The organism is Duganella rivi (assembly GCF_009857435.1).
Lineage (GTDB): Bacteria > Pseudomonadota > Gammaproteobacteria > Burkholderiales > Burkholderiaceae_D > Rugamonas > Rugamonas rivi.
Window position 1 is genome coordinate 68,363 of the sequence record NZ_WWCK01000001.1, and the last position, 24,791, is coordinate 93,153.

21 protein-coding genes are annotated in these 24,791 nt (G+C 63.2%); 3 read left to right on the plus strand and 18 right to left on the minus strand.

Annotated features, from left to right (window positions below; genetic code table 11):
• Positions 1 to 18: 18 nt before the first annotated feature.
• From epsA to GTP45_RS00325, 4 genes are all read right to left on the minus strand, one after another.
• On the minus strand, positions 19 to 825 hold the full coding sequence (gene epsA, locus GTP45_RS00310; RefSeq protein WP_229258285.1) for an XrtB/PEP-CTERM-associated transcriptional regulator EpsA: 807 nt from the start codon (positions 823 to 825) through the stop codon (positions 19 to 21).
• Positions 822 to 1,520, minus strand: coding sequence for a response regulator (locus GTP45_RS00315; RefSeq protein ID WP_161011905.1), 699 nt, complete (start codon positions 1,518 to 1,520; stop codon positions 822 to 824). Before GTP45_RS00315 ends, epsA begins: the two co-directional genes overlap by 4 nt.
• A 116-nt stretch (positions 1,521 to 1,636) precedes the next feature.
• Entirely contained in the window at positions 1,637 to 2,275 is a 639-nt protein-coding gene (locus tag GTP45_RS00320) for an NF038129 family PEP-CTERM protein (protein WP_161011906.1), read from the minus strand.
• Positions 2,276 to 2,287: 12 nt separating this feature from the next.
• The gene (locus GTP45_RS00325; protein ID WP_161011907.1) at positions 2,288 to 5,296 is read right to left on the minus strand and encodes an ExeM/NucH family extracellular endonuclease; all 3,009 of its coding nucleotides are present in this window, start codon (positions 5,294 to 5,296) and stop codon (positions 2,288 to 2,290) included.
• 205 nt (positions 5,297 to 5,501) lie between these two features.
• Between GTP45_RS00325 and GTP45_RS00330 the strand changes: the two genes are divergently transcribed.
• Positions 5,502 to 6,110 (plus strand): hypothetical protein, encoded by a 609-nt coding sequence (locus tag GTP45_RS00330; protein WP_161011908.1) that lies wholly within the window; start codon positions 5,502 to 5,504, stop codon positions 6,108 to 6,110.
• On the opposite strand, the gene GTP45_RS00335 is transcribed toward GTP45_RS00330, so the two are convergent.
• From GTP45_RS00335 to GTP45_RS00345, 3 genes are all read right to left on the minus strand, one after another.
• Positions 6,073 to 7,083 (minus strand): TIGR03790 family protein, encoded by a 1,011-nt coding sequence (locus GTP45_RS00335; protein WP_161012664.1) that lies wholly within the window; start codon positions 7,081 to 7,083, stop codon positions 6,073 to 6,075. The two genes, GTP45_RS00330 and GTP45_RS00335, sit on opposite strands and share 38 nt — an antisense overlap.
• 69 nt (positions 7,084 to 7,152) lie before the next feature.
• Complete coding sequence (locus tag GTP45_RS00340; RefSeq protein WP_161011909.1) at positions 7,153 to 8,568, minus strand: mannose-1-phosphate guanylyltransferase/mannose-6-phosphate isomerase; 1,416 nt, start codon at positions 8,566 to 8,568, stop codon at positions 7,153 to 7,155.
• Entirely contained in the window at positions 8,565 to 9,728 is a 1,164-nt protein-coding gene (locus GTP45_RS00345) for a nucleotidyltransferase family protein (RefSeq protein WP_161011910.1), read from the minus strand. Before GTP45_RS00345 ends, GTP45_RS00340 begins: the two co-directional genes overlap by 4 nt.
• Positions 9,729 to 10,139: 411 nt before the next feature.
• On the opposite strand from GTP45_RS00345, the gene GTP45_RS00350 reads away from it, so the two are divergent.
• Positions 10,140 to 11,216: an acyltransferase family protein gene (locus GTP45_RS00350; protein ID WP_161011911.1), complete on the plus strand. Its 1,077-nt coding sequence runs from the start codon at positions 10,140 to 10,142 to the stop codon at positions 11,214 to 11,216.
• Between the two features lie 52 nt (positions 11,217 to 11,268).
• Here GTP45_RS00350 and galE read toward each other — a convergent pair whose 3' ends face one another.
• On the minus strand, positions 11,269 to 12,276 hold the full coding sequence (gene galE, locus GTP45_RS00355; RefSeq protein ID WP_161011912.1) for a UDP-glucose 4-epimerase GalE: 1,008 nt from the start codon (positions 12,274 to 12,276) through the stop codon (positions 11,269 to 11,271).
• A 342-nt stretch (positions 12,277 to 12,618) separates the two neighbouring features.
• Between galE and GTP45_RS00360 the strand changes: the two genes are divergently transcribed.
• Positions 12,619 to 13,833, plus strand: coding sequence for a glycoside hydrolase 5 family protein (locus GTP45_RS00360; RefSeq protein WP_161011913.1), 1,215 nt, complete (start codon positions 12,619 to 12,621; stop codon positions 13,831 to 13,833).
• Positions 13,834 to 13,877: 44 nt separating this feature from the next.
• Here the strand turns inward: GTP45_RS00360 and GTP45_RS00365 are convergent, their stop codons facing one another.
• The 10 genes from GTP45_RS00365 to epsG form a co-directional block, all read right to left on the minus strand.
• Complete coding sequence (locus GTP45_RS00365) at positions 13,878 to 14,984, minus strand: glycosyltransferase family 4 protein (RefSeq protein WP_217363280.1); 1,107 nt, start codon at positions 14,982 to 14,984, stop codon at positions 13,878 to 13,880.
• A complete protein-coding gene (locus GTP45_RS00370) occupies positions 14,981 to 16,093 on the minus strand; it encodes a glycosyltransferase family 4 protein (protein WP_161011914.1) in 1,113 nt (370 codons plus the stop codon). Before GTP45_RS00370 ends, GTP45_RS00365 begins: the two co-directional genes overlap by 4 nt.
• Positions 16,090 to 17,292 carry a glycosyltransferase family 4 protein gene (locus GTP45_RS00375; protein ID WP_161011915.1) on the minus strand — a complete coding sequence of 401 codons (1,203 nt, stop codon included), beginning with the start codon at positions 17,290 to 17,292 and terminating at the stop codon, positions 16,090 to 16,092. The genes GTP45_RS00370 and GTP45_RS00375 overlap by 4 nt, the downstream gene beginning before the upstream one ends.
• 38 nt (positions 17,293 to 17,330) lie before the next feature.
• Positions 17,331 to 18,434, minus strand: coding sequence for a glycosyltransferase family 4 protein (locus tag GTP45_RS00380; protein WP_161011916.1), 1,104 nt, complete (start codon positions 18,432 to 18,434; stop codon positions 17,331 to 17,333).
• Positions 18,435 to 18,462: 28 nt separating this feature from the next.
• Entirely contained in the window at positions 18,463 to 19,506 is a 1,044-nt protein-coding gene (locus GTP45_RS00385) for a glycosyltransferase family 2 protein (RefSeq protein ID WP_161011917.1), read from the minus strand.
• Positions 19,503 to 21,026 carry an O-antigen ligase family protein gene (locus GTP45_RS00390; protein ID WP_161011918.1) on the minus strand — a complete coding sequence of 508 codons (1,524 nt, stop codon included), beginning with the start codon at positions 21,024 to 21,026 and terminating at the stop codon, positions 19,503 to 19,505. Before GTP45_RS00390 ends, GTP45_RS00385 begins: the two co-directional genes overlap by 4 nt.
• Positions 21,027 to 21,040: 14 nt before the next feature.
• On the minus strand, positions 21,041 to 22,222 hold the full coding sequence (locus tag GTP45_RS00395; RefSeq protein ID WP_161011919.1) for a polysaccharide pyruvyl transferase family protein: 1,182 nt from the start codon (positions 22,220 to 22,222) through the stop codon (positions 21,041 to 21,043).
• An 84-nt stretch (positions 22,223 to 22,306) separates the two neighbouring features.
• Positions 22,307 to 22,990, minus strand: a complete 684-nt coding sequence (gene epsI / locus GTP45_RS00400) for an exosortase-associated protein EpsI, B-type (protein ID WP_161011920.1) — start codon at positions 22,988 to 22,990, stop codon at positions 22,307 to 22,309.
• Positions 22,987 to 23,898, minus strand: coding sequence for an exosortase B (gene xrtB, locus GTP45_RS00405; protein WP_229258286.1), 912 nt, complete (start codon positions 23,896 to 23,898; stop codon positions 22,987 to 22,989). The genes epsI and xrtB overlap by 4 nt, the downstream gene beginning before the upstream one ends.
• The gene (gene epsG / locus GTP45_RS00410; protein ID WP_161011921.1) at positions 23,898 to 24,773 is read right to left on the minus strand and encodes a chain length determinant protein tyrosine kinase EpsG; all 876 of its coding nucleotides are present in this window, start codon (positions 24,771 to 24,773) and stop codon (positions 23,898 to 23,900) included. Before epsG ends, xrtB begins: the two co-directional genes overlap by 1 nt.
• Positions 24,774 to 24,791 lie beyond the last annotated feature (18 nt).

A 24,791-nucleotide genomic window follows, 5' to 3' on the forward strand; every position in this document is an offset into this window, starting at 1 on the left:
CGCATCATACAACAGTGCTCAAGCCGCCCTTGCCAGCGGTTGTGGCGGACGGTCGAACAGGTGGAGGGCCATGCCGCGCGCGATCGCTTGGGCACGGTTGGAAACGCCAAGCAGCCGATACAGCCGTTGCAGGTGATTCTTTACCGTCAGGCCAGAAATGCCCAGGATCAAGCCGATTTCCTCGTTGCTCTTGCCTTCGCGCACCCAGTGCAGGATTTCGGCTTCGCGCGCGCTGACCGGCCGCGCCAGGGTGCCGGCGCGCGCTTGCGCTTGCTGTCGGTTGATCCGTTGCAAGCTCATGTGCAGGTGCGGCAAAAGTAGCTCGAAGAAGTAGGCATGGCGCGGGCGCGGACGGTGCGGCAGGCCGAATAGCACGAAGAAAGTCGAGCCGCCCGGCAAGCGCTCGCTGCCGTGCATCAGCATATTTTCCAGTCCCAGTTCACGCAGCTCGCCCTGGAAGGCCGCCAAGCCCTGCCCTGCTTTCAGTGGGTCGGCGCCGGGGCCGGCATCCAGCAGCGCCGGCAAGCGGGCGACCTGGCGGCAGTGATGCGCCAGCCGCAGCGCCAGCCCATCTTCGCGATCAACCAGGCGGCCCAGCAGGTCGGCGTCCAGCACGGTGCTGTGCAGGCACTCCACGTGTTGCAGTTCGTCTTGCGTGCCCAGTTGCAGGCACACCATCACCTGGTGCGGCAGCAGCGCCTGCAACGGCCCCTGCGTCCACAAGAAGAACTGGCGCGCATCTTGCACCGGCAGCGCGCCTTCAATTGCGTGCAGCAGGTACTCTTGCTCCAGCTTGCTCAGGATGACCAGCTGTTCCATGCTCATGCTTGTGCCGCCACGAAGCGGTAGCCGCTGCCGCGCACGGTTTCGATGCGCTGCTGGTAGCCGCTCGGCTGCAGTGCGCTGCGCAGGCGGCCGACGTGGGTGTCGACGGTGCGCTCATCGAGGTAGGCGGCGCTGCCCCACACTTGATCGAGCAGCTGGGCGCGGGTGTGCACGCGCTCGGGATGGCTCATCAGGAAATTCAGCAGCTTGAATTCGACCCGGCCCAGCGCCAGTTCGCGCGCGCCGGCGGTCACGCGCTGGGTGCAGGGATCGAGCCGCAGGCCCGCCAGTTGCACCGGAGCGTCGGCCATGACTGCGGCCGACCAGCGGCGCAGCAGGCAATGCACGCGCGCCACCATCTCGCGCGGGCTGAAAGGTTTGGTCATGTAATCGTCGGCGCCGCTTTCCAGCGCCATAATTTTGTCGGGCTCGCCGCAGCGCGCGGTCACCATCATGATCGGCAGGCTGCGCGTGCGCGATTGCGCGCGCAGGCGGCGCACCAGCGACAGGCCGCTCTGGCCCGGCAGATTCCAGTCCAGCAGCAACAGGTCGGGGAGGTGATCTTCCAGCATCAGCATGGCGCTCTCGGCATCGGCGGCGCGGCTGACCTGGTAGCCCGCCATGCCGAGGTTGAGGGCAATCAGCTCTTGAATCGCGGGCGTGCTTTCAATGATGAGGATGTGAGCGGCTGGCATAGCGTTTCCCTGTAAAGGAAATACTATGCAATAAGCAATCTGGCTTTACTAATATGATTTCTTTGGCGGATTCAGATTTAAAAAATATAAATCTGAATCCGCCGGGTGTTTGACCTTTAAGCCTGCTGACGGCGCCGGGCCAGGCCCAGCAAGGCCAAGCCGCCTGCCAGCATGGCCCAGGTCGACGGTTCCGGCACTGGCGAGGTCAGGGTCGGAATGCTGTTGCTCAGTGGCGTGGCCGCCACAGCGCCCTCGCCTGCCGTCACGCCGGCCGTCCAGTTCAGCTGTACCAGTTCGCCGGAGGCAAGGCTGGTGCCGAGGTAGGCGCTGTAGTCGGCGTTCATCAGCGCGACCGAGAACACCGAGCCGCCCGAGGTTTGCAAGGGATCGGCTGCGCCGCTGAAGCTGACGTTGAAGCCGATCTTGCCGCCGCTGAAGCTGACTGCGTGGAACAGGTCATTCCAGCCGCCAGGGTCGTCGTTGGTGATGGTATAGCCGGTCGCCAGCGAGCCGGCCACGTTGCCTACAGTCTGGGCCGTGCTGCTGTCGCCAAAGCCGATGAAGTCGGTCAGCGTGACCGAAGCCAGCGCGGTGCCGGCATTGCCTGGGTTGAATTGCAGGTCGATCCAGCCGTCGCCGGTGAAACTCGACGTGTCGAACTCGACGTGGTACGTGGCGGCGGAAGCGAGGCTGGCGGCGGCGCTCAGGGCCAGCGCCAGCAAGCTGCGGCGCAAAGTGATGGAGGTGTTAAACATGTTCGTCATTCCTTAGAAAGTGCCGCTATAAACTTGGGTGGTGTAGCTGATCGCCGCAGTGCCGGTCTTGGTGAAGGTGACTGGTACGGTCAGCGTGGCGCCGGCAGCCAGGCTGCTGGTGTTGGCCGTGATGTACGGCACGCCGCTACGCTTGCCGCTGGCGTTGACCAGGTTCACGCCGCTCGGCAGGCCGGACAGTGCAATCTGCAGTGGGCCGGTCAGCGCTGCGCCGCTGGTATTGGTGATGCTCAGCGTGCCAGTCCACTGGCCGGTCAGGCGGGCGTAGGCCAGGCCGGAGTTGACCACCTTGACGCTGCTGCTGACGTCGGTGTACGGCGCTTGCAGGTTCAGGCTGATCACGACCGGATCGTGGTCGGAGGCGCGGTACGGTGCGCTGGTGTACTTGTCCTGCGGCTTGCCGTCGGTGTTGTAGTCCAGCACGGTTGGTTCGTCGGCGTTGTTATGCCACTCGGCGGCATCCACCACTTGCGGGCTCAGCGCGGCGCTGGCCAGTGCGTGGTCGAGGTAGCCCGCTTCGCCGTTGAAGACGAAGGAGTACGGCATGTTGCCGCTGCCGCGCACGAAGCGCTCCAGCTGGTTGACGTAACCGGTGGCGGTGATGGCGGCGATCGGGTCTTCCTGACCGTAGGCGTTGAAATCGCCGATCAGCAGCACCTTGGCGTCGCCGGCGGCGGCCACCACTTGCGGCACGAACACGTTCACCAGGCGCTGGGCTTGCTGAATGCGCTGCGCGTTCCAGCAGCTTTGGCTATCGCCTTGATCGGCGTTCGGGCCGCTGGCCGGGCAGCTGCCCTTCGATTTCAAGTGGTTGACCACCACCGAGAACTTGGCGCCGTTGTTGGCGACGAAGGTCTGCGCCATCGGCGGACGGTTGTTGATGGCGTCGCTATCGGACATGGCCGGGCCCGCCACGGTCACTGCCGATGGCTTGTAGATCATGGCCACGCGGATCGCGTCGGTGCCGGTGGCCGGTGGCAGCGGCGCCACGGCATAGGTTTTGAAGCCGGTGCCCGGCAAGATCGCTTCGTTGAGCGAGGCAACCAGGCGGCCTACGGTGTAGTCGCCATCGTTCTGGATTTCCATCAGGCCGAAGACGTCGGCGTTGATGGCCTTCAGCTCGCCGACGATCTTGGCGGTCTGGCGGTTGAACTCGTTCATATTGTCGGCGCCGCGGCAGTTGGAAGCAAGCGTCTTGCCATCCACCAGGCAGCCCTTGCCGGACTCGCCCTTGTCGTTGCCACCGTTGGTGAAGGTAGTGAAGTAGTTCAGCACGTTGGCGCTGGCGACTTTGATGTTGCCTGCCACCAGCGCCGGTACGTCGGCGCGCGGGTTGTCGTGCGAGAACGACGGCGCTTCGGTCGGCTGCAATTTGAACCCAGCGCCGCCACCGCCCTTGGCGCCAAAGTCGATCACGCCGGTCAGGTTGGAGACGCTGTCGCCAGCGCGCAGCGAGCCGTCTTCACCGAGGTAAGGAATGGTGGTCGGCGTGACAAAGATGCCGTCGTCCAGAACGATCTGATTGAGCTGGTTGGCTGCGGCATGCGCCACGGCGTCTGCCGTGCCCGGGCGGTAGCGGTTGGAGGCGATCTCCAGGCGGCCCGACGACAGCGTGATCTCGCCGCGCGTGCCGAGGAACTCCAGCTGCGACACGGTCAGCGGGCTGCTGAAGCGCACCAGCATGCCTTCGACCTGGCCAAGATTGGCGTGCGGCAGCTGGATGTTGGTCGGGGTGACGGCAATGCCGCCGGCCAGCTTGGCAATTGCAGTGACGTTTTGCAGCTCGGTGTAGGAACGGGTGGCGGTGGCCGGGGTGTATTCGGTCACGCCGGCGGTCACGCGCACGCGGTCGCCGATCTGCACCGTGCCGATGTTGGCGGCGGTGGTGTAGACGAAGATGCCGTCCGAGGTCAGCGGATTGCTGTCGCCGTTTTCATCCTGGATGAAGAAGCCAGAGGCGACCTTGGCGGTCACCACGCCCTCGGTGGTCTGGATGGTGTTGGCGTACGGGCTGGTATCGCCCTCGCCCTGGATTTGCGGGATGGTGTGGGTGACGGCGGCCGGCGTGGCCACGGTCACGTTGATGGTGCAGCTGGCTTCTTGCGACTGGTCGTTGCCGAACTTGATGGCGACCGGGTAGCTCGCTGCCGGCACGCCCGGCGCCACGCTCAGGCTGGCCGTGGCCACGCCGCCGGCTTCGCCCGCAGCGCTGAAGTTGACCAGGCTGATGCCTGCCACGGCGGCCGAGGTGATGCGGGCGCTGTTGACGATGCCATCGCTGTCGGTCGCGCTCAGGTCGGCGGTGCCGCCCACGCCAAAGGCCAGCGCCACGTTGGCCGGGCAGGTGGCGACGATAGGCGGCTGCTGCACCCCGCCGCACACGTTCAGCGGACTGGCGCTGTTGCGCGGGGTCGGCGCGCCGATGCTGAAGTCGCTGCTGTTGTTGTCGGTGTCGGTGCAACCACCGTTGCCGCGCAGGGCGGCGTTGGCGTTGCTCAGGACGGCGGTGGCCGTGCCCTCGGCCACGTTGGCGCCGCCAAAGCCGATGAAGTCGACCACGCTGCCGCCCATGGTGCCGGCGCCGGACAGCGCGGTGGTGCTATTGACCAGCGCGACCTTGCCGGCGGTGGCGCTCATCGCGATGCTGCCGCTGGTGTCGTTGGCCGGCAGCGGCGAGAAGGTGCCGGCCGCGGTGCCCGCGCCCTCCTGCACCAGGTAGTACTGGCCCGGTTTCAGGGTCACGTTGGTCAGGTTGGTGACTTGCCAGCTGGTGCCGCTGGCGGACGCGTACTGCACGCTCCAGCCATTGAGGCTGACCGTGGTGGCGCCACGATTGAACAGCTCGATGAAGTCGTTCTTGTACGAGGCGCCGCCGTTGCCGCCGCCGCCGTACACCTGGCTGATGACGACCGACGGGGAAGCGGCGAAGGCCGGCGCCGAGAGCGCGCCCAGCAGTGCAACGGCAAGCGCGGTACGCGCTGGCGGAGGGAAGATTTTTTTCATGGCCAGTCCTGAAATATTAACAAATTGTTTTTGAAGCTTGCAATTTGCATATTACTGACTGGGCTTGACGCCTTCATGACACAGATTTAGTCCGAACGGACTAAAAGGTGGTAGAAAACCACGCTTGTTGTCCGGCTAGAAATTCATAAAAGACGTGCTATACTAATTACCATGATGAAACAATAATTACTCTCATATAACTACCATGTGCTCGCCTACCCTTCGCTCCCTGTTGTGCATCGCCCTGCTGACGGCAGGCGCCAGTGCGTCCGCAGACAACGCTGTGCCGGCCACGGCGGCTCCGTGCCTGGTCAAGACCAACGCGCAGCAGACGCCGGAGCAGCAGCGCGAACAGCTCAAGCAAACGTGGCGCCGCCACTGCGCGCTGACCGATGCCGAAAAAGCGGATGACGAGTATGAGATGAAGGAAAACGAGCGGCCGCAAGATGAAGCGACCAAACGGCTCGATGAATTGCTGGGCGCGCGGCGCGCTCTCGATAGCGCCGAGCCGCCGCCGGTCGACACCATCACCGCCGCCGGCCATGGTTACGGCGACCGCAACCACTGGCCGCAAGGCGGCGCGCCGGGCAGCGTGCTCGACTACGCCAATCCCCCGTACGCTGACGAGGAACGCCACCGCCAGCTGCTGCGCCAAGGCGCGGACGGCGCCAGCCTGCCGGCGGTGCCGGAACCAGGCGAGGCCGGCATGCTGCTGGCCGGCCTGGGACTGCTAGCCGGCATCGGCGCCTACCGCCGGCGCCAGCATCTTAAGAAAATCAGCGGCGATACGGCGCCGCCAGCGGCTCGCCAATAAATACCCCCTGCGCCGGCCACGCCACGCTGCGCCAGTAAGCCTCAATCGCGCTCACGCCGCGCAGATAGTGCGACAACAGCACTGTCGGCTGCGGGAATTTCTGCCAGTAGTTGCACGGCTCGCTCACAGTGCCGTAGCTGGCAGTGGCGCCCGCTTCCAGCCAGCGCAAGCTGCTCATCTGCGTATTCCCCAGCAAATCACCGCCAAACGAAGTCAGGCTGTCGGCCAATGCGCCCGGCAGGAATTGCAGCGTCTCCAGCTTGGCCACGCGCGCCATGCCGGTCTGGTAAATCATGATGTCTTTTTCGTTTTCAATCAGGTCGGCGTTGGCGCGCCTGATGGTCAGCTTGCGGGTCGGGATCACGGCGGCGCGCGGATAGAACGGCGCGCGGCTGTTGCGCGCGGTCTCGCTGGTGGTCAAGTACCACGCGTTGGCCGCCGGCGTGCTGAAGCCGCTGACCACGCCGCGCCCGATCAGGGCCTTGGCCTGCTCCACCGAATCGGTCGGCATCAGCATGGCCAGGCGCATGCCGTGCTCGGCGTGCGGATGCGGCGTGGTGGTGTTGAAGTAGGGATTGACCTTGGCCGGGCCGCACGGCGTGGCGCACACGGCGCTGTCAAAGCCCAGCGTGTAGGCGCTGGTGATGGAATTGCATTCAACTGCGTAAGGCGCAGTCCACACCATCAGCACGGCCTCGATGTGCGGGCCGAGCTTGGCGTCAATTTGCTCTTTGAGTAGACGGAATTGCTCGGCGTCGAGCTTGCGCGGGCGGTCGGGGATGCGCACGTGAACCACGTTCTCGGCCGGCACGTTGCGCTGCTGGCGGTAGTACTCGCCGATTTCTACGCTGTTGGGCTCGTCATCGTTGATGACGAGCGCCAGTTGCGCCGGCTTCAAGGCTACCGCCGGAGCGGCCACTTGGGCTTGGGCCAAGCCCAAGCCGCAGACCAGCAGTGCCAGTCCCACTATCATCTTTCGCAATTACAGGTTCCGATCACAAACAGGTTAGTCATGCTGCAGAACTGTAACATACGGCCGCTGTTAGCTGCGCTGGTAGACGTCCTCGAAACGCACGATATCGTCCTCGCCGAGGTAGCTGCCCGACTGCACTTCGATCAAGTGCAGCGGCAACTTGCCCGGGTTTTCCAGGCGGTGGTTCATGCCGATCGGGATGTAGGTCGATTCGTTTTCCGTCAGCAGCGTCACGGTGTCGCCGCAGGTCACGCGGGCGGTGCCGCTGACCACGATCCAGTGCTCGGCACGGTGGTGGTGCATTTGCAGCGACAGCTTGCCGCCCGGGTTGACGGTGATGCGCTTGACCTGGAAACGCTCGCCGAGGTCGATGCCCTCGTAGCAGCCCCACGGACGGTACACCTTGGTGTGGTGCAGGTGTTCGGTACGCTGTTCGGTCTTCAAGTGCTCGACGATGTTTTTCACGCGCTGCACTTGGTCTTTGTGCGTGACCAGCACGGCGTCGGCGGTTTCCACCACCACCAGGTCTTTAACGCCAACCACCGCCACGATGCGGCTCTCGGCGCGCACCAGCGAACCGCTGACATCATCGAGGTATACGTCGCCACGGCTGACGTTGCCACGCTCGTCGGCTTGCTGCACTTCCCACAGCGCCGACCACGAGCCGACATCGCTCCAGCCGATCGAAGCCGGCACCACCGCCGCATGGCGGGTGCGCTCCATCACGGCGTAGTCGATCGAATCCGATGGGCAGGCTGCGAACGCAGCTTCGTCGAGGCGGCAGAAATCCAGGTCGCGGTAGCTTTGGGCCACGGCGGCGGCGCAAGCGCTGGCCATGGCCGGCTGGAATTCCTGCAATTCGCTCAGATAAGTGGCGGCGCGGAACAGGAACATGCCGCTGTTCCAGAAGTAATTGCCGGCCGCGAGGAAACCTTCGGCGGTGGCGCGGTCTGGCTTTTCAACAAAGCGATCCACCGCAAAGGCGCCGGCCTGTGCCAGCGCGGCGCCGGCGCGGATGTAGCCGTAGCCGGTTTCCGGCGCGGTCGGCACGATGCCGAAGGTGGCCAGCGCACCGCCTTGCGCCACGGCAGCAGCCTGGTCGATGGCGGCATGGAAGGCGGCCACGTCGGTGATCACGTGGTCGGCCGGCAGCACCAGCATCAGCGCTTCCGGGTCAATCGCCTGCAAGTACAGCGCGGCGGCGGCCACGGCCGGCGCGGTGTTGCGCGCCAGCGGTTCCAGCATGATGCCTTGCGGCGCCAGATCGATTTCGCGCAGCTGTTCGGCCACCAGGAAGCGGTGTTCATTGCCGCAGACGATCAGCGGCGCAGCCAGCGCCGGGTGCTCGCGCAGGCGCAAGGCAGTTTCCTGCAGCATGGTGCGATCCGAAACCAGCGGCAGCAATTGCTTGGGCAACGCCGCGCGCGACAATGGCCACAGGCGGGTGCCGGCGCCGCCGGACAGGATGACAGGATAAATTTTCATGGACTCACACTCTTATGGATTGAAACAATATTATTCTTGTCGAGCCGCCGCTTGTTGCGGCGGTCGCGCGCATTGGCCCAGGTATCTGGATCGTACTCCGAGAAGTGCTTCATGTCGCCGGCGCGGTCGACACTATATTCCTTAAACACGATCATCTCGTCCAGAGAAACATTCGGTAACACTCGGGTGTACTCGAACAGCACGCTGCGGGTCAGGCTGGCGCCGCTGCAAATATGGCTGCCGCTGCCGATCCAGGTCGGGCCGACGATGGTCACACCGCTCTCGATGCGGGTGCCGGAGCCGATGTAGACCGGGCCTTCAATGGTGGTGCCCTCCCAGTCGATGCTGGTGTTGAGGCCGACCCACAGGCCGTCGTTGATCTGGATGCCCGGCATGTCGAGGTGGGCCACCTCGCCCATCAGCACGCTCTGGCACACTTCCCAGTAATCGCTGACGGTGCCGATGTCGATCCAGTTGAAGCTGCGGGTCTGGGCGTAGAACGGCATGCCTTTTTCGGCCAGCAGCGGGAACAGGTCGGAACCGATGTCAAAGGTTTCCTTGCTCGGGATCAGATCCAGCACTTCCGGTTCGAAGATGTAGATGCCGGTGCTGGCGAAGTTCGACAGCGCTTCGGCCTGGCTCGGCTTTTCCTGGAACGACTTGATGCGGCCATCTTTCTCGGTCACCACCACGCCGTAGCTCGACACCTTATCCCACGGCACTGCCTTGGTCACCACCGAGGCCATCGCGCCCTTGCGCTTGTGCTCGAACAGGGCCGATTTGATGTCGAGATCGATCAGCGCGTCGCCGCACAGCACAATGGTGGTGTCATCAAAGAAGCCGCCAAATTCCTGGATCTTCTTCATGCCGCCCGCCGAACCCAGCGGCTGGGGGATGACCTCGCCCTGGTCGTTGGTATAGCCCTCGAACGAGTAGCCGATCTGGACGCCGTACTGATGGCCCTCGCCGAAATAATCCTCGATTTTTTCGTGCAGGTAGCTGACGTTGACCATGATTTCCTTGATGCCGTACTTCTCAAGGTGCTCGATCAAATAGGCCATTACCGGCTTGCCCAGGATGGGAATCATCGGCTTCGGCAAGTCATAGGTCAACGGACGCACACGGGTTCCCTTGCCTGCAGCAAGTATCATCGCTTTCATTCCTAGTCACTCCTCTGTCGCAATTATCGTTTGGCGCAACTGGGATGGTCGGCACCACCTCGACCAGCAGCATGTTTCTGGCATCGCAGATGCAGCAGCATTAGTGGGCAATATTACAACATTTCCCAAATTCTCGCCAATTGTGACACGACAATCGTGCGTGGTGACATGCAAGATCGTATCGGCGAGGAAATATGATGCTGCAATGCGACATCAGCTCAAGCTTACCACAGCATTTTCGCTATTTTTCCGACAACCAACGACATTCCGCACTGCAATATAATTTACAGCCATATCTAGCCGGAAACGTTGTCAGTTGCCGCAATATTTTTACAATATTGCTACGTGCGCATGATGTTTTCGTTAAAATGGCCGCGTAGACCACCTCCTGCCACGGCGCAGACCAAATCCATGACCCCACACCGATATAGCTACCTTGATGGCTTGCGCGGCATCGCCGCCTTTTTTGTTTTAGTCCGGCATACCGAGCCGTTCTGGAACTTTACATTTCCTCGCAGCTACCTGGCAGTAGATATATTTTTCATCCTCAGCGGGTTTGTCATTTCCATGGCCTACGATGAGAAGCTACGGAAAAAATCCTTGCAACCGCTGGAATTCCTGAAGGTCAGGGTGATCCGGCTTTACCCGGTGCTCTTCCTTTCCTTGATCGTCAGCATCAGCATCTTTATTTACCAATGGCAGTCCGGCCGGCCCTCGCTTACGCCGCAAACCTTTTCACTGGTAGCGCTGTTTGCCCTGTTCCTCATTCCCATAAAAGTGAGCGGCTACGCCAGTTTGTTCGTGATTAACGGGCCGTTCTGGTCTTTGTTTTACGAAATCATCGCCAACGCCATCTATGCTTTCATCAGACCGCTCCTGCGCGGCCGCCTGCTGCTGCTGAGCATCGCTGGCTTTGGCGTGATTGTGTGCGCCGGCGCCTTTGCCCATCATGATCTGGACGTCGGTTTTAACTGGGGCGTGGTGTCAATGGGCGCGGGCTTTTCGCGCGCCATGCTGGGCATTTTCATTGGCCTGCTGCTGCACCGGAAGTTCGCATTTTTTGAGAAACACATCAAAAAACTCCCGCCAACTTTTTCCATCATCGTGATGTGCGCGATTTTCTGCTCGCCGACGTTCGGCAAATGGAGCCCGCTGGTGGATATCGCCGCCATCTTTGTACTATTCCCGCTGTGTGTTTATTGGGGTGCAGTGCCTGACGGCGATAAAAAATATCCAGTGCTGCAAGCACTCGGCTCAGCCAGTTATCCGCTTTACGTGCTGCACGTACCGCTGGGCTATGTGTTCGCGGTTGCCTTCCAGCCGGTATTTGCGAAATACGCGCCGTTCTCCGGGATCGCGTTTGCCCTGATGTTGATCGCGCTGTCGATAGCGGTCGAAAAAGTGTACGACATCCCGGTGCGACGCTGGCTTTCCAGCCGCCTTTTGGCCCGACGAAAAAATTATGCGGCTACTCCCGAAGCGACGTAGCCGCCGGCATCGAGCAAGGGGCCGCATCGCGGCCCCTTGCTTTTATCACGCGTCAGGCAATGGATGCGGCCTGAGCCTGCCAGCGCCACGTGTCCGCGCACATCTGCTCGATGCCGCGCTCGGCACGCCAGCCCAGCTCACGCTCAGCCAAGGCGGCATCGGCGTAGCACTGGGCGATGTCACCGGCACGGCGCGGTGCGAACTGGTACGGAATACGGCGGCCGCTGGCCTGCTCGAACGCATGCACCATCTCCAACACGCTGCTCCCGCGGCCGGTGCCGAGGTTGTAGGTCAGCACGCCGCTGGCGCCTGCCAGCTTTTGCAGGGTCTTGACGTGGCCGATGGCCAGATCCACCACGTGGATGTAATCACGTACGCCGGTGCCGTCCGGGGTGGCGTAGTCGTTGCCGAAGATCGACAATTGCTCGCGCCGGCCCTCGGCCACCTGGGCAATGTACGGCATCAGGTTGTTTGGAATGCCATTCGGATCTTCGCCTATCTGGCCGCTCTCATGCGCGCCCACAGGGTTGAAGTAGCGCAGCAGCGCGATTTTCCACGATGGGTCGGCGATCGCCACATCACGCAGGATTTCCTCGATCATCAGCTTGCTGCGGCCGTAAGGATTGGTCGCTTGCAGCGGGAAATGCTCCAGGATAGGCACAGCGTGCGGATCGCCGTACACGGTGGCCGAGGAACTGAATACCAGCGTCTTCACACCGGCTTCGGCCATCACTTCCAGCAGCACCTGGGTGCCGTGGACGTTGTAATCATAGTAGCGCAGCGGCTGCTGCACGGACTCACCTACCGCCTTCAGGCCGGCAAAGTGCACCACAGCGTCGATTTTCTGGCTGGCGAACAGGGCACGCAGCGCAGCGCCATCGCGCACGTCAATCTCTTGGAAATGGCAAGCCTTGCCACTGATGGCTTCGATACGCTGCGCCACATTGGCTTTGCTATTGACCAGGTTGTCGATGGCCACCACCTCATGCCCGGCCGCCAGCAACTCCACGCACGTGTGCGACCCGATGTAACCCAGCCCCCCAGTAACCAATATTTTCATAAACCCTCTCCATTGAATGCCGTCGGCGGCAAGCCGCCACCGCCTGCCATTTTACTACGAACTATTGCGATAATATTCACAAATTTAGTATCGTTCATAGGCATTTGCGGACTTACAAAAGTGCCTAAAAAACATAACATTAAGTACACGGTTGCATCATGCAGGCAACAAAATTATGGAAAATTGATTGCCGTACAGAGGTTTGCGCGTACAATAAACCCCGAGCACAGAGCCCCGCCGATTGTAACCGCGAGGATCATTGCCCCCAGCCCTTCTCGACGCGTGAACCCTGCCCCTGCTTACGGTTGCTTGCGTCCTCAACTCATCGCGGCGGATAAAGTTATGAAAACGATTAAAAAACTCCTAATTACTCTGCTGCTCGGCGCTGCCGTCAGCACCTCGGCCTCGGCTGCCGACTTCAGGGCCGGCAATGGCGTGTTCCTGCTGAACGGTCAACCTTTCTACGGCATCGGCGTCAACTATCAAGACGCGTTCCTGCGCTACATGGAGTCGGGTGGTCGCGACGTCACGTGGAAGGCCGGCCTGGCCACGCTGAAAGCCTACAACATCCCGTTCATTCGCATCAACGCGATTGGTTTCTGGCCTGATAATATTCAGAAAAACTACCTGTCGAACCCGGCGCTGTACTATACCCGCATGGACGAGTTCCTCAAGGAATGCGCGGCGCAAAATGTCGGCGTCATCATGGACTTGTTCTGGAATTACCCGGCTTGGACTGACCTGAACCTCGAGCGCGTGCCGGCATGGGGAGACGCCAACAGCAAGACCCGCGTGATGATGCGCAAGATCACCACCGATATCGTCACCCGCTACAAGGACAACGCCGCAGTGTGGGCTTGGGAATTCTCAAACGAATCCAACGCGCTGATCGACATCCCGGCTACCATCGGTAACTACCAGTGGATGGCGAAAGCCGCGACCGCCCCGGCGCGTACCGCCGCCGACAACATCACCGTCGACACCATCATCAACGCGCTCAATGACTTTACCGCCACCGTGCGCGCCATCGACAAGGTTCACCCGGTGTTCAGCGGGCATGACCACCCGCGCAACAACGCCTACCACCTGCCTACCAGCTGGGCCATCGACACTCCTGCTCAGTACGGCACGATCCTGTCACGCGACAACGGCACCGCAGACACCGTCTCCATGCACCTGTATCCGTACGGTGAGTTCGCCGCCTTCGGCCCGGACGCCACTAACCCGGCTGGCCTGCCTGGCACCTTCAACAACATCATCGCGGCCTCGGTGGCACGCAGCCGTACCAAGGACGCCGCCGGCAAGCTGCTCGATCCGCGTCCGTTCTTCCTCGGCGAGTTCGGCACCAATGACAAAGATCTGACCCCAACCGTGGCGCAGGCCAAGTTCTACGAGCAAACCGCCAGCATCATCGCCAACCGCGTGCCGCTGTCGGCGCTGTGGGTGTTTGACTGGGCAGCACAGGAAGGCTTGTACAGCGTCACCGCGACCAACAGCCGCAAGTACCAGCTGGATCGCCTGAAGGAAATGAACACCACCATGAAGACCTGGAAGTAAGCGGTTCTTCCCATGAAAAAAGCCCGGTCACTGACCGGGCTTTTTTATTTGCATACGCGCTGGTAGAGCGCCGCGGTCTCGCGCGCGATTTGCGGCCAACTGTAACGCTCGCTGACAAAGGCGCGCAGGCGCTCGCGGTAGCCGGCGTCCAACGGTTGGGCCGCTACCTGTTCCAGCGCCATGGCCAGCTGCGCCACCTGGCCCAGCGGGTAGTAACGAATGTCATCGCAATTGACAGCCATGTTGGCCGGGATATCACTGGCCACCACCGGCAGGCCGTAGCTCAGCGCTTCCAGCAGCGCGATCGGCAAACCCTCGTGCGAGGACGGCAGCACGAACACGCCGGCATTGGCATACAGCTCGGCCAGCGCGGCGCCGGTCTGGAAGCCGGTGCACACTACCCCCGCCTGGGCGGCGGCCGCATCGAGCACCGACTGGGTATAGGCATCCGGGTGATCGGAAGCGCCAACCAGTACCAGTTTCCAGCCCGGCAGCCTGGCTTGCGCATAAGCCTGGATCAAATCGAGATGGCGCTTTTCCGGCACGATGCGGCTAACCAGCAACACATAGCGCCCTGCTTCCAAGCCGAATTTTTCCAGTGTGGCGCCGGCCGGCAGCAGCTTCGGCAGGTGCACACCGTTGGGAATCAGCGCCGGCTCGACGCGATGCTTGCGCTGCACCAGTTCCTTGATCACGCTGGAAATCACAATCGCTTGCTGCGAATGGCGCATTGACCAACGCTCGCCCAGTTGCAGCACGGTGCGCGCGAAGCGGCCCCATTTTTGGCGATCGTAGTCGGGGCCGTGGTGGGTTGCCACTACCTTCAAGCCCAGCAAGCGCGCCAGCGGCGTTACGATGCCGGGGCCGATGGCCTGGATATGCAGGATGTCGGGCCGGCGCAGGCCGGCATACAGCACCGCCAGCGTGGTGTGGATGATGGCTTCCAGGCCGCGCGAGCGCGGGCTCCACAGCGACTTGAAGCGCACGCCGTTCCAGCTATCGCCCACTGCCGCCGGCTGGTACGGCGAACGCACCACTGCTTCCACCTCGCAGCCCAGTTTCACCAGTTCCGTGCCCAGTTGCTCGGCGTGGGTTTCCACCCCGCCCTGCACGTTAGGAAAACCACGGATGCCGATAATCATCACCTTCATGCAGCCGGCTCCATGTTGAAGCGGGCGCTGACTTGGCGCGCCAGGCTGGCCCAGCTAAAGTCGGTGGCCAGGCGCGCGCGCGCGGCTTGTCCCATGGCGCGCGCACGGGCCGGGTCGGCCAGCGCATCGCGGATCTGGGCCGACATCGCGGCCAGGTCGTTCGGCGGCACCAGCCAGCCGGTTTCGCCTTGCAGCACCAGTTCGCGGTAAAACAGGAAGTCGAACACCACGGCCGGCAAGCCCATCGCCATGGCCTCCAGGCAGGTGCCCGGCAGGCCTTCGTAGTACGAAGTCGACACATACAGCTTGCTGCGGCGGTAGTAGCCAGCCATCTCGGCAAATGGCACCTTGCCGGTCAGCGTGATGTTCGGCAGTTTGCCGAGCTCGGCGTTGACGTATTCGTCGTCGTCGCCATAGCCAACGATGCAGATGCGGATACCGGGCTGCTCGCGCACCAGGCGCTGGCACAGCTCGACCATCGGCCGGCTGCCCTTGCGGCGCTCGATACGGCCGCAGAACAGCACGTCGATATCCTGCACCGCGTCCGGTTCCGGCACAAAGCGTTCAAGGTCGACGCCATTTGGAATAATCGCCATCGGGCCGTTGTAGCCGTAGCGCAGCACTTCCTGCCGGCCCTGCTCGGACAAGGTGATCACGCTGCGCACGCGGCGGAAGATGTAATGCTCCATGCGCATCTTGATCCACAGCGACAGCGCGCCCCACTGGCTTTGGAACAGCGGCGTGTCGTAGTAGCGGCCCGACATGCCGAGGTAGGTGGTGTGGGCGGTCAGCAGCACCGGAATTTCCGGCGGCAGGAACAGGCCCGGAATCAGCGGCGGAAAGTGGAAGTTGACGCCGGTGATCGCGCCCTCGGCGTACAGCTTGCGCAGCAGGCGGCGCATTTTCAAGCTCCACTCGATCAGGCTGAAGCGGTTCGACGAGAACGGGATGTGGACGATTTCCACGCCCGGATAGCTGCGCTCGCTGCGATGCTCGTCGCCGGTAATCAGCAGCACGCGCTGGCCAGGCGGCAAGTTCGACAGGTAGGAATCAAGGTAGCGGGCGATACCGCCGACGCCGTAAAACTGCGGATAAACAATCGCGATCATGCGCGGCTCCCAAAAATACGATGCTGGTCAGCGACCAGGCGCTCCCACGTGAAGGCGTCCAGCACGCGCTGGCGCGCGGCGTTGCCGACTTGTTCGATGCGGGCCGGCTGTTCCAGCAAGCCTTCCACCGCGGCGGTAATGGCGGCGGCGTCATCGGCCGGCACCAGCACGCCGGTCTGGCCGTCGGTCACCAGTTCCGGCACGCCGCCGACAGCGGTCGCCACCAGGCAGGTGCCGGACGACATCGCTTCCAGCACCACCAGCGGGCAAGGGTCTTGCCACACCGACGGCACCACGATCACGTCGGCGGCCGAATACAGGTACTTGAGCTGGTGGTGCGGCAGGAAACCGGTGAAGATGATGGCGTCCTTGACCGGCGCCGCCATCGCCACCAGGCTTTCAATGTAAGGCGTAGTCGCCGCGCCGGCGAAGAACGACGAGCCGGCAATCACCAGCCGCGTTTCGGGACGGCGCGCGTGCAGCTTGCGGAAGGCCTCGATCAGCACATGCACGCCCTTGATCTCGGTCAGGCGGCCAACGTACAGCAGGTAGCGCAGCTGCGGGTCGAGCGGCAGTACCTTGGCCAGCGCGTCGGTGGCCTCGTCGCCGTAAGGGCGGAACACGGCCGGCTCGGTCGAGTTGAGCAGCACGGTAAATTTGTGCGCGTGTTCAGGATAGAAGCGCACCGCCTGGCGGCGGATGTAGTCGCTCACGCAAATCACGGTATCGACCCGCGCCAGCGCGCGCCGGTAGAACGGCCGCAGCAGGCGCATGCCGAGGTGCTCGTTATGCATGTGCAGCACCAGCTTTTGGCCCGGACGCTTCTCGATGAAGAACATCAGGTTCGGTTCGTTCTGGATGTTGATGATGTCGACATTCATCTCGCGCAACGCAGCGCCGGCGCGGCGGCCGTAAGACCACACGTTCTGGATCTTGGCCAGGTAGCGCAAGGGATTGCGCCAGGTGACGCGCTCCTTGATGCGGGCAAACCAGCGCTCAGTGGAGGTCCATGGAATGCCGACGTGGGCCATCGGGCTGGCGCTATTGCTTTCCGCGCCGGCCGGACGCGAAATCACGGTCACCCGGGTGTGCTCATCCTGCATGCGGCCGAACGCCTCCTGCACCCAATGTTCCACTGCCCCACCCTGCACCGGGGGCACCGGCAACAATTCAGGAACCACCACCGCGATAGATGCCAAAACACACTCCTCAAAATCAAATCAAAAATGAACCGCCATCAGGACAGCGACAGGTATTGCGCGTGCTGGCGGGCGATGTGCGGCCACTGGTACTTGGCGCTTTTCTCGCTCAGTTCGGCGGCATAGCTGGCGTAGTTGGCGCGCAGCTGGACGATGGCCTCGGCCAGCTCGGCGGCCGGGGCCTTGCCGGCGGTCAGCAGGCCAGACCAGTCGCGCAGGGTTTCGCCAAAGTCGCCGATGTCGGTGGCAATGAACGGTTTGTCGAAGGCCATGGCCAGCTTGATCACGCCGCTGGTGGTGCCTTCAAGGTAAGGCAGCGCCACCACGTGGGCTGCGGTGAAGTAGTGCTGCACTTTCTCGAACGGGATCACGTGGTCGTGCATGACAACGTTCGGTGCGTCCTTGTATTGATCGAGTTCCGCTGCGGCGGCGGCCGGCAAGCCGCTGCCACGGCCACCGGCCACCACGAACTTGATGTGCGGCTGGTCGCGCAGCATGGCGCTGGTACGCAGGAATTCGAGGATGCCCTTGCGCACGTCAAGGTGGCCGAAGAACAGCACCACGAAGTCATCCGGCGACACGCCCGGCAATTGCGCCAGCGCTTGCTCGCGGCTCAATTCGCCGAGGCGGAAGATGTCGTAAATCCCGTGCGGCACCAGCAGCGGCTTGGTGCGCACGCCCATCTCCTGCAAGCCTTGCACGGTGCGCTCGGAGTGCGCCACCAGCTTGTCGAAGCGGCGGTAGAACCATGCGCACAAGGCGCGGCTCCACGGCTTGGGATGGTGGGGCAGCAAGTCGTGCACGGTCAGCGCCATGCGGATGCCAAACAGGCGGAACAGCATGACGATGAAGCCTTCCAGCAGCGGGAATTTGAGCCACGACTGCCACAACACCATGTCGGGCCGGGTGCGCAGGGTGTAGAACACGTAGCGCAGGATGTCGAGCGGGTACTGGCGGGTGCGGCGGAACAGGTGGGCGTGCTGGAAGTCCACCTGGTAGCGCGCCGGGTCGTAGCTATCGGCGGTGACCAGGGTGGTCTCGGCCAGCTTGCTCAACTCGCGGCACAGCGAGACTGCATAATCGGCCAAACCGCTGGTGCCACTGAAAGACACTACATGGATACGGCGGGGAGTTGTCGTCATGGGCAAGGTTCCGGTCTAAAAAATGCCGTCAGGCCTGTCGCTTGCGGTTGCTGAGGCCACGCGGCGGCAAGCCCAGCAGCGCCACCAGCGACCACTTGATTTCGAAAAAGTCGCGGCGCAGCGCAGCGCGTCCCAGCTCCAGCAGCATGCTGAAGTACAGTAGCGGCAGGCGCGCCGGGAAGAAGCGGCGCGTGAACTTGAGGCGGTTGTGCTGCAGGTAGTACAGCGCGGTAGCCGACAGCTTGCCGCGCGCACCGGTGCCGATCGAGCCGCCTTCCTTGTGGTACACCAGGCTATCCGGCGCATACACCAGGCGGTAGCGGCCGGCCGCGCGGCAGGCCCAATCGAATTCTTCGAAGTACAGGAAGTAGTCTTCCGCCATCAGGCCGATGTCGCGCAGGAAGGCGTCGCTGACCATCATCGAGGCGCCGGCCACGTAGGCCATGCGCTGCTCGATGGCGGCGGCGTCCAGCGGCTCGGCGGCCGGCTGGTTGGCGGCCAGCGGCACCGCGCGGCAGCGCCATGGATTGTATGAGCTGCCGCCCGCCACCTGTACCACTTGCGATGCATAGTAGTGGCGCAGCGTGGAGCCGCCGATGCCGGCTTGCGGCTCGGCTTCCATGCGCGCGACCAGGCGGCGCAAGGCGTCCGGCTCGATCACGGTATCGTTGTTGAGCAGCCAGTAGTAGGCGTAGCGGCCGCTGGCCATGGCGTGGCGCAGGCCGACGTTGTTGCCGCCAGCGAAGCCGAGGTTGCCGCCGGTGTCGATCAGCGTCAGCGGCACATCATGCGCCGACGCTTGCAGCGCTTGCGTTGCGTTCAGCCGCTGATAGGCGACCGGCTTGCCCAGTGGCGAGGCGCGCAGGCGCTGGAAGCCTTCGGCGCCGCCGGCCTCCAGCTGGCCGTCGGCCCAGGCGGCGATCTTGTCGAGCGAACCGTCGCTGGAGGCGTTGTCGCACACGATGACGCGGAAATCCGGGTAATCGCTGCGTAACAGGGTTTCAAGGCACTCAATGGTGTCAGCCCAACCGTTCCAGTTGAGCAGCACCACCGCCACCGGCTTGGCACTCATCGCGCCACCTGTGCGGCGTTGTCGCGCTGCTCCTTGAGCACCAGCAGCAGCGCACAGATCAGCGCCACGAACACCAGATTGAAGTCGATCGACAGCACGGCACGCGTGGCCAGCACGCCGATCAGCGACACCGCCAGCATGCGCGCCATCAAGCGCGGCCCGGGATCTGTCTCAACAAAGGACAGGCGCAAGCCCATGACGATGAAGCCAATAAAGGTGGCAATAAACAGCACCACGCCCGGCACGCCGGAGTCGAGCGCGATGGTCAGGTAGTAGCTGTCGACCGAGGTGCGGGTAGCACTGGTGCGGAAGCCGACATGGGAATTGCCGATGCCGACGCCGTAGCCCAGTACCGGCTGTTTCTCGATCTTCGGCAGCCCCAGCTGGTACTGCATGATGCGCGCGGTACTGCTGCCGCGCTCGTAAGCATTACGGCCCTGCACCAGGTCGGTTACGAAAGGCAGAATTGCCAGCGCCGCCGTGACGATGCCGATCAGGCCGACCATCGAGATCAGGCCGCGCGGGGTCAGGCCGCCGCGTCCACGCAGGTTTTCAAAGAAGTACAGCACCAGCGTCAGGCCCAGCACCGCGGCGCCGGCCAGAATCGCCGAGCGCGTGCCGGACAGCACGATGCCGCCCATCATCAGCGCCAGCGAGGCCGCGCCAGCGACCTTGTAGCGCTGCTTGCTGCTGTGGAATAGCAGGAACACCGCCATCGGCAAGGTCAGCATCAGGAATTCCGCCAGCACCATTGGGTGCTCGAAGGTCGCTTGCACGCGGTTGCCGCCGTCGCGCAGCTTGTCGGCCAGCGCCTGCGCCACTACCTCGCTGTCAGCCGGCACCAGCTTGGCAAACAGGTTGTGGCCGATTATCCGCTCCAGGCCGCCCAGCAAGGCCACGATGACGGCGCCGCCCACCAGCAGCTTCATGATGAAGGCGACGTCACGGCGGTCGCGCAGGCTGGACATGGCGACAAAAAACACCACGTGAAAGTTGAACACGCTCCAGAAGAACTGCACCACGGCGAACACCGGCTGCTCGGAGGTAAAGCCGCTCAGCAAGCGCCAGCCGAGGAAGGCCAGCAGCAGGTACAGCGCCCAGCCGCCGCTGCGCCAGCGGCGGAAGAAACGCGCCGACAGCGCCGGCGAGGTAAACATTTTGTACAGCCAATAGAACAGCAGCAGCACGGTCAGCAAACGCTTCGGCTCCATCGCCGGCAAGCCGCCGGTACTGAACGACACGTAATTCGGCCACAGCATGGCCGCCGACAGCACGCCCACCAGCAGCACGTTGAGACGGGCAGCCGGATCGTCGCTGCTCTTGGGCGCGGCCCATACCAGCGCCAGTACCAGCGGCATCGACATGATGACCACCAGCCGCACGGCCGTGCCCGGATCAAGGCCGATCAGGGCACCGACGATAAAGGCGACAAACAAAATCCCCAGCACCACCAAGGCGCTGATCGCCAACGCGGCCAGCTTGCCGCGCTTGCGTGTTGCGGAAAAAGTATAGGTACTCATCACATACCCGACAGTTAGGCCACGCGTTTCTGCGCACTCAAGTCACGCAGCGTCTGTTCGACGAAGTCTTCGTAGCGGCGCAGCTTGGTGTCGGCGATCGCGTTACCGCGGTCGACTGCCTTTTTGAGCTCGGCGCGCAGTTCCAGCCCGCCCAGTACCTTGTCGAGGATTTGCTCGGCGCTGGCGGCCTTGCAATCGCCGTAGTGCGGGTATTCCAGCGCGGCGAACAGGCCGTTGAACTTGCGGCTGTAGGCCAGCGGCACCACCGGCACGCCACTCGAGAACGCGGCGATGCAGGCGTGCATGCGGGCGCCGGTGAAGAAATCCATGCCCGAGATGAAGGACTTGGCCTCGCTCGGCGAGGCAAAGCGCGGCGCCAGGCGCAGCTGCGGGTAATCTTGCTGCAGGCGCTCCGAGGCCAGATAGTCGTCCTCGACCGGCAGGTCGTGCGCCAGCACGTGCGGCACCAGCCACACGTCGCAGTCGCCGCGCGCCAGCAGGCGCTCGATCATCTGGCGCGTCATGGCGGTGTAGTCGAGGCTCAGGCCCAGCTCGTTGGCGCCGGTGTAACCGCCGTTGTACAGCAGGCCCGACACGTTGATGCCGACCTGCAGGCGCTCGCCGGCAGTGCGCTCGGGGCGCTGGAACGGCAGGCGGAACGCCACGTCCACCACTTGATCGGCGCGCGCGGTCAGGCCGTGCTGTTCCAGGTAGCCGAACGACAGGCCGTCGCGCGCGAACACGCGGCTGCAGCGGCGCATCACGGCGTGCGCCATCAGGCGGCTGACCGGACGCTCGAACGGGCCGATGGTTTGCGGGCTCAGCACCAGCGGACGGCGCTTGAACAGCGCCACCGATTTGGCAAACACCTGCATGCGCAGGCGCGGCAGCCCGTAGATATCGGTAAAGCTGTCGCCCTCACCGATGTCAAACACCACGTCGCACTGGCCGATCTGCGACGGGAACGGCGAGATGCCGGCCAGGGTGCGCTTGATCGAAATTGGTGCGCCGCGCTCCAGGTTGTTGTCGCCGGCAAAGTAATCCATGCCGCCGGTGGTGCCGAACACGCGGAACTTCACCTCCACCCCGGCGCGCGCGGCGGCCTGGCGGATGATGGCGATTTGCGATTCCGTCAATGCGCCTACCCCGAGGTTATCCGAGGAGGTCGAGTGCCATAACAGTCCGATGAGTAGCATAGTTGTATTTCCGCAGTAAAAAGTGTGGTCGCCGCCGGCGCCAGCCGGGCGGCGCGCAGGAACCGTCATGGTTCCCTCCGCCTCTTAGGGCGCGCCGTTGCCGATCAGGCGCTGGCGGCCGCTTTCGCTGACGCTGGCCAGCATGTCGTTGACGAAGCGCTGTTGCAAGACGTATGCCCGCTCGCGGTCGGTCTCGATGCTGGACACCCGCACCAGCATGCCGTCAGGCACTTGTCCGGCCAGACTATAGCGCAACTGTTGCCATTTCTGGCTCATGCCCGGGTCAATCGTGTGCTCGCCGACCGTGATCCAGTAGGTAATCGGCTCGATGCGGTTACCCTGGGTGGCCACCAAGCGGCGCACCGGCAAGCTGCCGTAAGCGGTAGATAGCTGGTCGAGCCGGTTGTAATTCATGTTGAAGCCCTGCGCGACGTAACACACCTCGGGCCGGTGCACAGCCATGGTGTTGCTCTGGTCGCCACCATAGGCCACCGACAGCATCACGCGCTCGCCCTGCTTGTTGATGTAGGTGCGCGACAGGGTCTGGTTGTAGATGCGGTTCAACTGACGCTGGGTTTCTGGATCCACTTTCAGCGGCACAACGGAAGCGTCGATCTCCCAGTCGGCAAAGCTGGCCGGTACCAGTTTCTCCAGTTCGAAATGGCCTTTTTGGTCGGCCATGTTGACGGTTGGCGTCAGCGCGCGGGTGCCGACGGCAGTGGCCAGCATGGCCCCTGCCAGCACCACGTTGGTTACAGTGCGGTTCATGCTGCCTCCTTGGCGGCGCGGCGCGCCGACCACGTCTTGGCCATCCACAGCAGCAAAGTGTCGAGGCTGACGATCAGCAGCAAGGCGCTAATGAACAGCACCATGCCGGCAAAGCCGTGCAGGAAACCTTGGCCGGCGGCGTCGCCGAAATAATAGGTAATCAAGACCAGCACGATCACGCGGATCACGTTGGCGGTAAACGAGATCGGGATGATCAAGATCGCCAGCACGACATTGCGGAAGCCGACGGTGGTGCGGGCCACGTTCAGGTACAGCAAGCCCAGCGCTTCCAGGGTCAGCAGGGTTTGCAGGCCGGCGCAGGCATCCGCCACCAGCAACTGGTATTGGCCGATTTGCAGGATCACGCCAGTCCGGGCGATCGGGTAGCCCAGCCCATACAGCAAGGCTTCGGTCACATAGGACACGGCCAGCTTCATCGGCAGGGTCAGCATGCTGACGATCTCGCCCGGCAGCGGAATCAGGAACAGCATGAAGAAGAACGGGAACCACAGCACCTTGAGCGCGCGTCCGCCGCGCAGCACCAGCAGCACCGAGGCGCTGATCAGGATGAAGGAAATCATGGCAAACGACATGATGTGCTGCGAGCGACCGAACAGGTAGAACAGCACGCCCAGCGCAAACACCGGCCAGCCCCACTTGGTGCCTGGCTGGTCGTCGGTCAGCGCGCGCACTTGCGGCCAGCCGCGGTACACCAGCCACAGCGACAGCGCCAGGATGATCGGCCCGTGCGCCTGTTCCTCGGTCATCCACATGCCGTTCAGCAGGTCGTACAGCAGCGGGATGAACAGCAACAACAGGCCGAACAGCGCCCCGCCCCACTCCTGCAGCAGGGGGCGTAACTGGTTGGCGCGCCCGGGCGCCTGATTCAGTTGGGCTTCTGGCATCATCAGAAATCAACCATGACAGCGCCAACTACCTTGGCGCCGCTGTGCGACAGTTGCTCGGTCATGGCGTTGATATCCGCGACCAGGGTGTGATTCTTGCGCGCAACCAGCAGCACGCCGCCCACGCGCGAGGCAATTGCCAGCGCATCGGCGCCGACCGAGAACGGCGGCACGTCGTACAGCACGATGTCGTGCTGGGCCTCGAGCTCGGTGCTCATGTTGCGGAACGAGGCGCGGCTCAGCAGTTCCTGCGGATTCGGCGGCAAGGTGCCGGCGGCCAGCAGCGACAGCGAGAGGAAGGCCGGGATGCGGGTGATCACGTCCAGGCCGGCGCGGCCGGCCAGCGCGTCCGACAGCCCCTGGCGCGCGCCGCTGTTGAAGGTGGCGTGCTGCGACGGCGTGCGCAGGTTGGCGTCCACCAGCAAGGTGTTTTCACCGAGCTGGGAGAACACGATGGCCAGGTTGGCGGCAAAGGTGCTGACGCCGTCGCCGCTGTTGATGCCGGCAATCGCCAGCGACTTGTGGCTGGCGAACCAGCGCAGCATCAGCTGGCTACGCACGGCGCGCAGGGTTTCCACCTGGGCGCTGAACGGCTCGTAGGCTGCTACCAGCAGCGGCGAGTAGTTGGACTCGCCTTTTTGCAGGTAGGGATAGTCGAACTGGCGCGCCAGCACTTGCTGGATGTCAGCTTCCGTGATCAGGCCGAGGCGCTGGGCCGCTTCGCCGAAACGAATGCCCAGTTCCTTTTGCATGCGCAAGACGCGCTCGGCGTTTTCAGGCGAGATCTTGCCCGATTCCAGCAGCAAGCCGCCGATGCTGGAGTCACCGCGGCCGCTGGCCTGCTGCGGGGCGGGAGTGGAGAGAACGCTAGAGTTCATAGGAGTGTCCATCATCGT

Bases quoted from the DNA above. Each gene is read 5' to 3' on its own strand.
- GTP45_RS00325 (WP_161011907.1), bottom strand. From the start codon at position 5,296: ATGAAAAAAATCTTCCCTCCGCCAGCGCGTACCGCGCTTGCCGTTGCA.
- epsG (WP_161011921.1), bottom strand. From the start codon at position 24,773: ATGAACTCTAGCGTTCTCTCCACTCCCGCCCCGCAGCAGGCCAGCGGC.
- GTP45_RS00360 (WP_161011913.1), top strand. From the start codon at position 12,619: ATGAAAACGATTAAAAAACTCCTAATTACTCTGCTGCTCGGCGCTGCC.
- GTP45_RS00335 (WP_161012664.1), bottom strand. From the start codon at position 7,083: ATGATAGTGGGACTGGCACTGCTGGTCTGCGGCTTGGGCTTGGCCCAA.
- GTP45_RS00395 (WP_161011919.1), bottom strand. From the start codon at position 22,222: ATGCTACTCATCGGACTGTTATGGCACTCGACCTCCTCGGATAACCTC.
- epsA (WP_229258285.1), bottom strand. From the start codon at position 825: ATGAGCATGGAACAGCTGGTCATCCTGAGCAAGCTGGAGCAAGAGTAC.
- GTP45_RS00340 (WP_161011909.1), bottom strand. From the start codon at position 8,568: ATGAAAATTTATCCTGTCATCCTGTCCGGCGGCGCCGGCACCCGCCTG.
- GTP45_RS00350 (WP_161011911.1), top strand. From the start codon at position 10,140: ATGACCCCACACCGATATAGCTACCTTGATGGCTTGCGCGGCATCGCC.
- GTP45_RS00320 (WP_161011906.1), bottom strand. From the start codon at position 2,275: ATGTTTAACACCTCCATCACTTTGCGCCGCAGCTTGCTGGCGCTGGCC.
- GTP45_RS00370 (WP_161011914.1), bottom strand. From the start codon at position 16,093: ATGATCGCGATTGTTTATCCGCAGTTTTACGGCGTCGGCGGTATCGCC.
- xrtB (WP_229258286.1), bottom strand. From the start codon at position 23,898: ATGATGCCAGAAGCCCAACTGAATCAGGCGCCCGGGCGCGCCAACCAG.
- GTP45_RS00390 (WP_161011918.1), bottom strand. From the start codon at position 21,026: ATGAGTACCTATACTTTTTCCGCAACACGCAAGCGCGGCAAGCTGGCC.
- GTP45_RS00385 (WP_161011917.1), bottom strand. From the start codon at position 19,506: ATGAGTGCCAAGCCGGTGGCGGTGGTGCTGCTCAACTGGAACGGTTGG.
- GTP45_RS00365 (WP_217363280.1), bottom strand. From the start codon at position 14,984: ATGAAGGTGATGATTATCGGCATCCGTGGTTTTCCTAACGTGCAGGGC.
- GTP45_RS00315 (WP_161011905.1), bottom strand. From the start codon at position 1,520: ATGCCAGCCGCTCACATCCTCATCATTGAAAGCACGCCCGCGATTCAA.
- GTP45_RS00380 (WP_161011916.1), bottom strand. From the start codon at position 18,434: ATGACGACAACTCCCCGCCGTATCCATGTAGTGTCTTTCAGTGGCACC.
- galE (WP_161011912.1), bottom strand. From the start codon at position 12,276: ATGAAAATATTGGTTACTGGGGGGCTGGGTTACATCGGGTCGCACACG.
- GTP45_RS00330 (WP_161011908.1), top strand. From the start codon at position 5,502: ATGTGCTCGCCTACCCTTCGCTCCCTGTTGTGCATCGCCCTGCTGACG.
- epsI (WP_161011920.1), bottom strand. From the start codon at position 22,990: ATGAACCGCACTGTAACCAACGTGGTGCTGGCAGGGGCCATGCTGGCC.
- GTP45_RS00345 (WP_161011910.1), bottom strand. From the start codon at position 9,728: ATGAAAGCGATGATACTTGCTGCAGGCAAGGGAACCCGTGTGCGTCCG.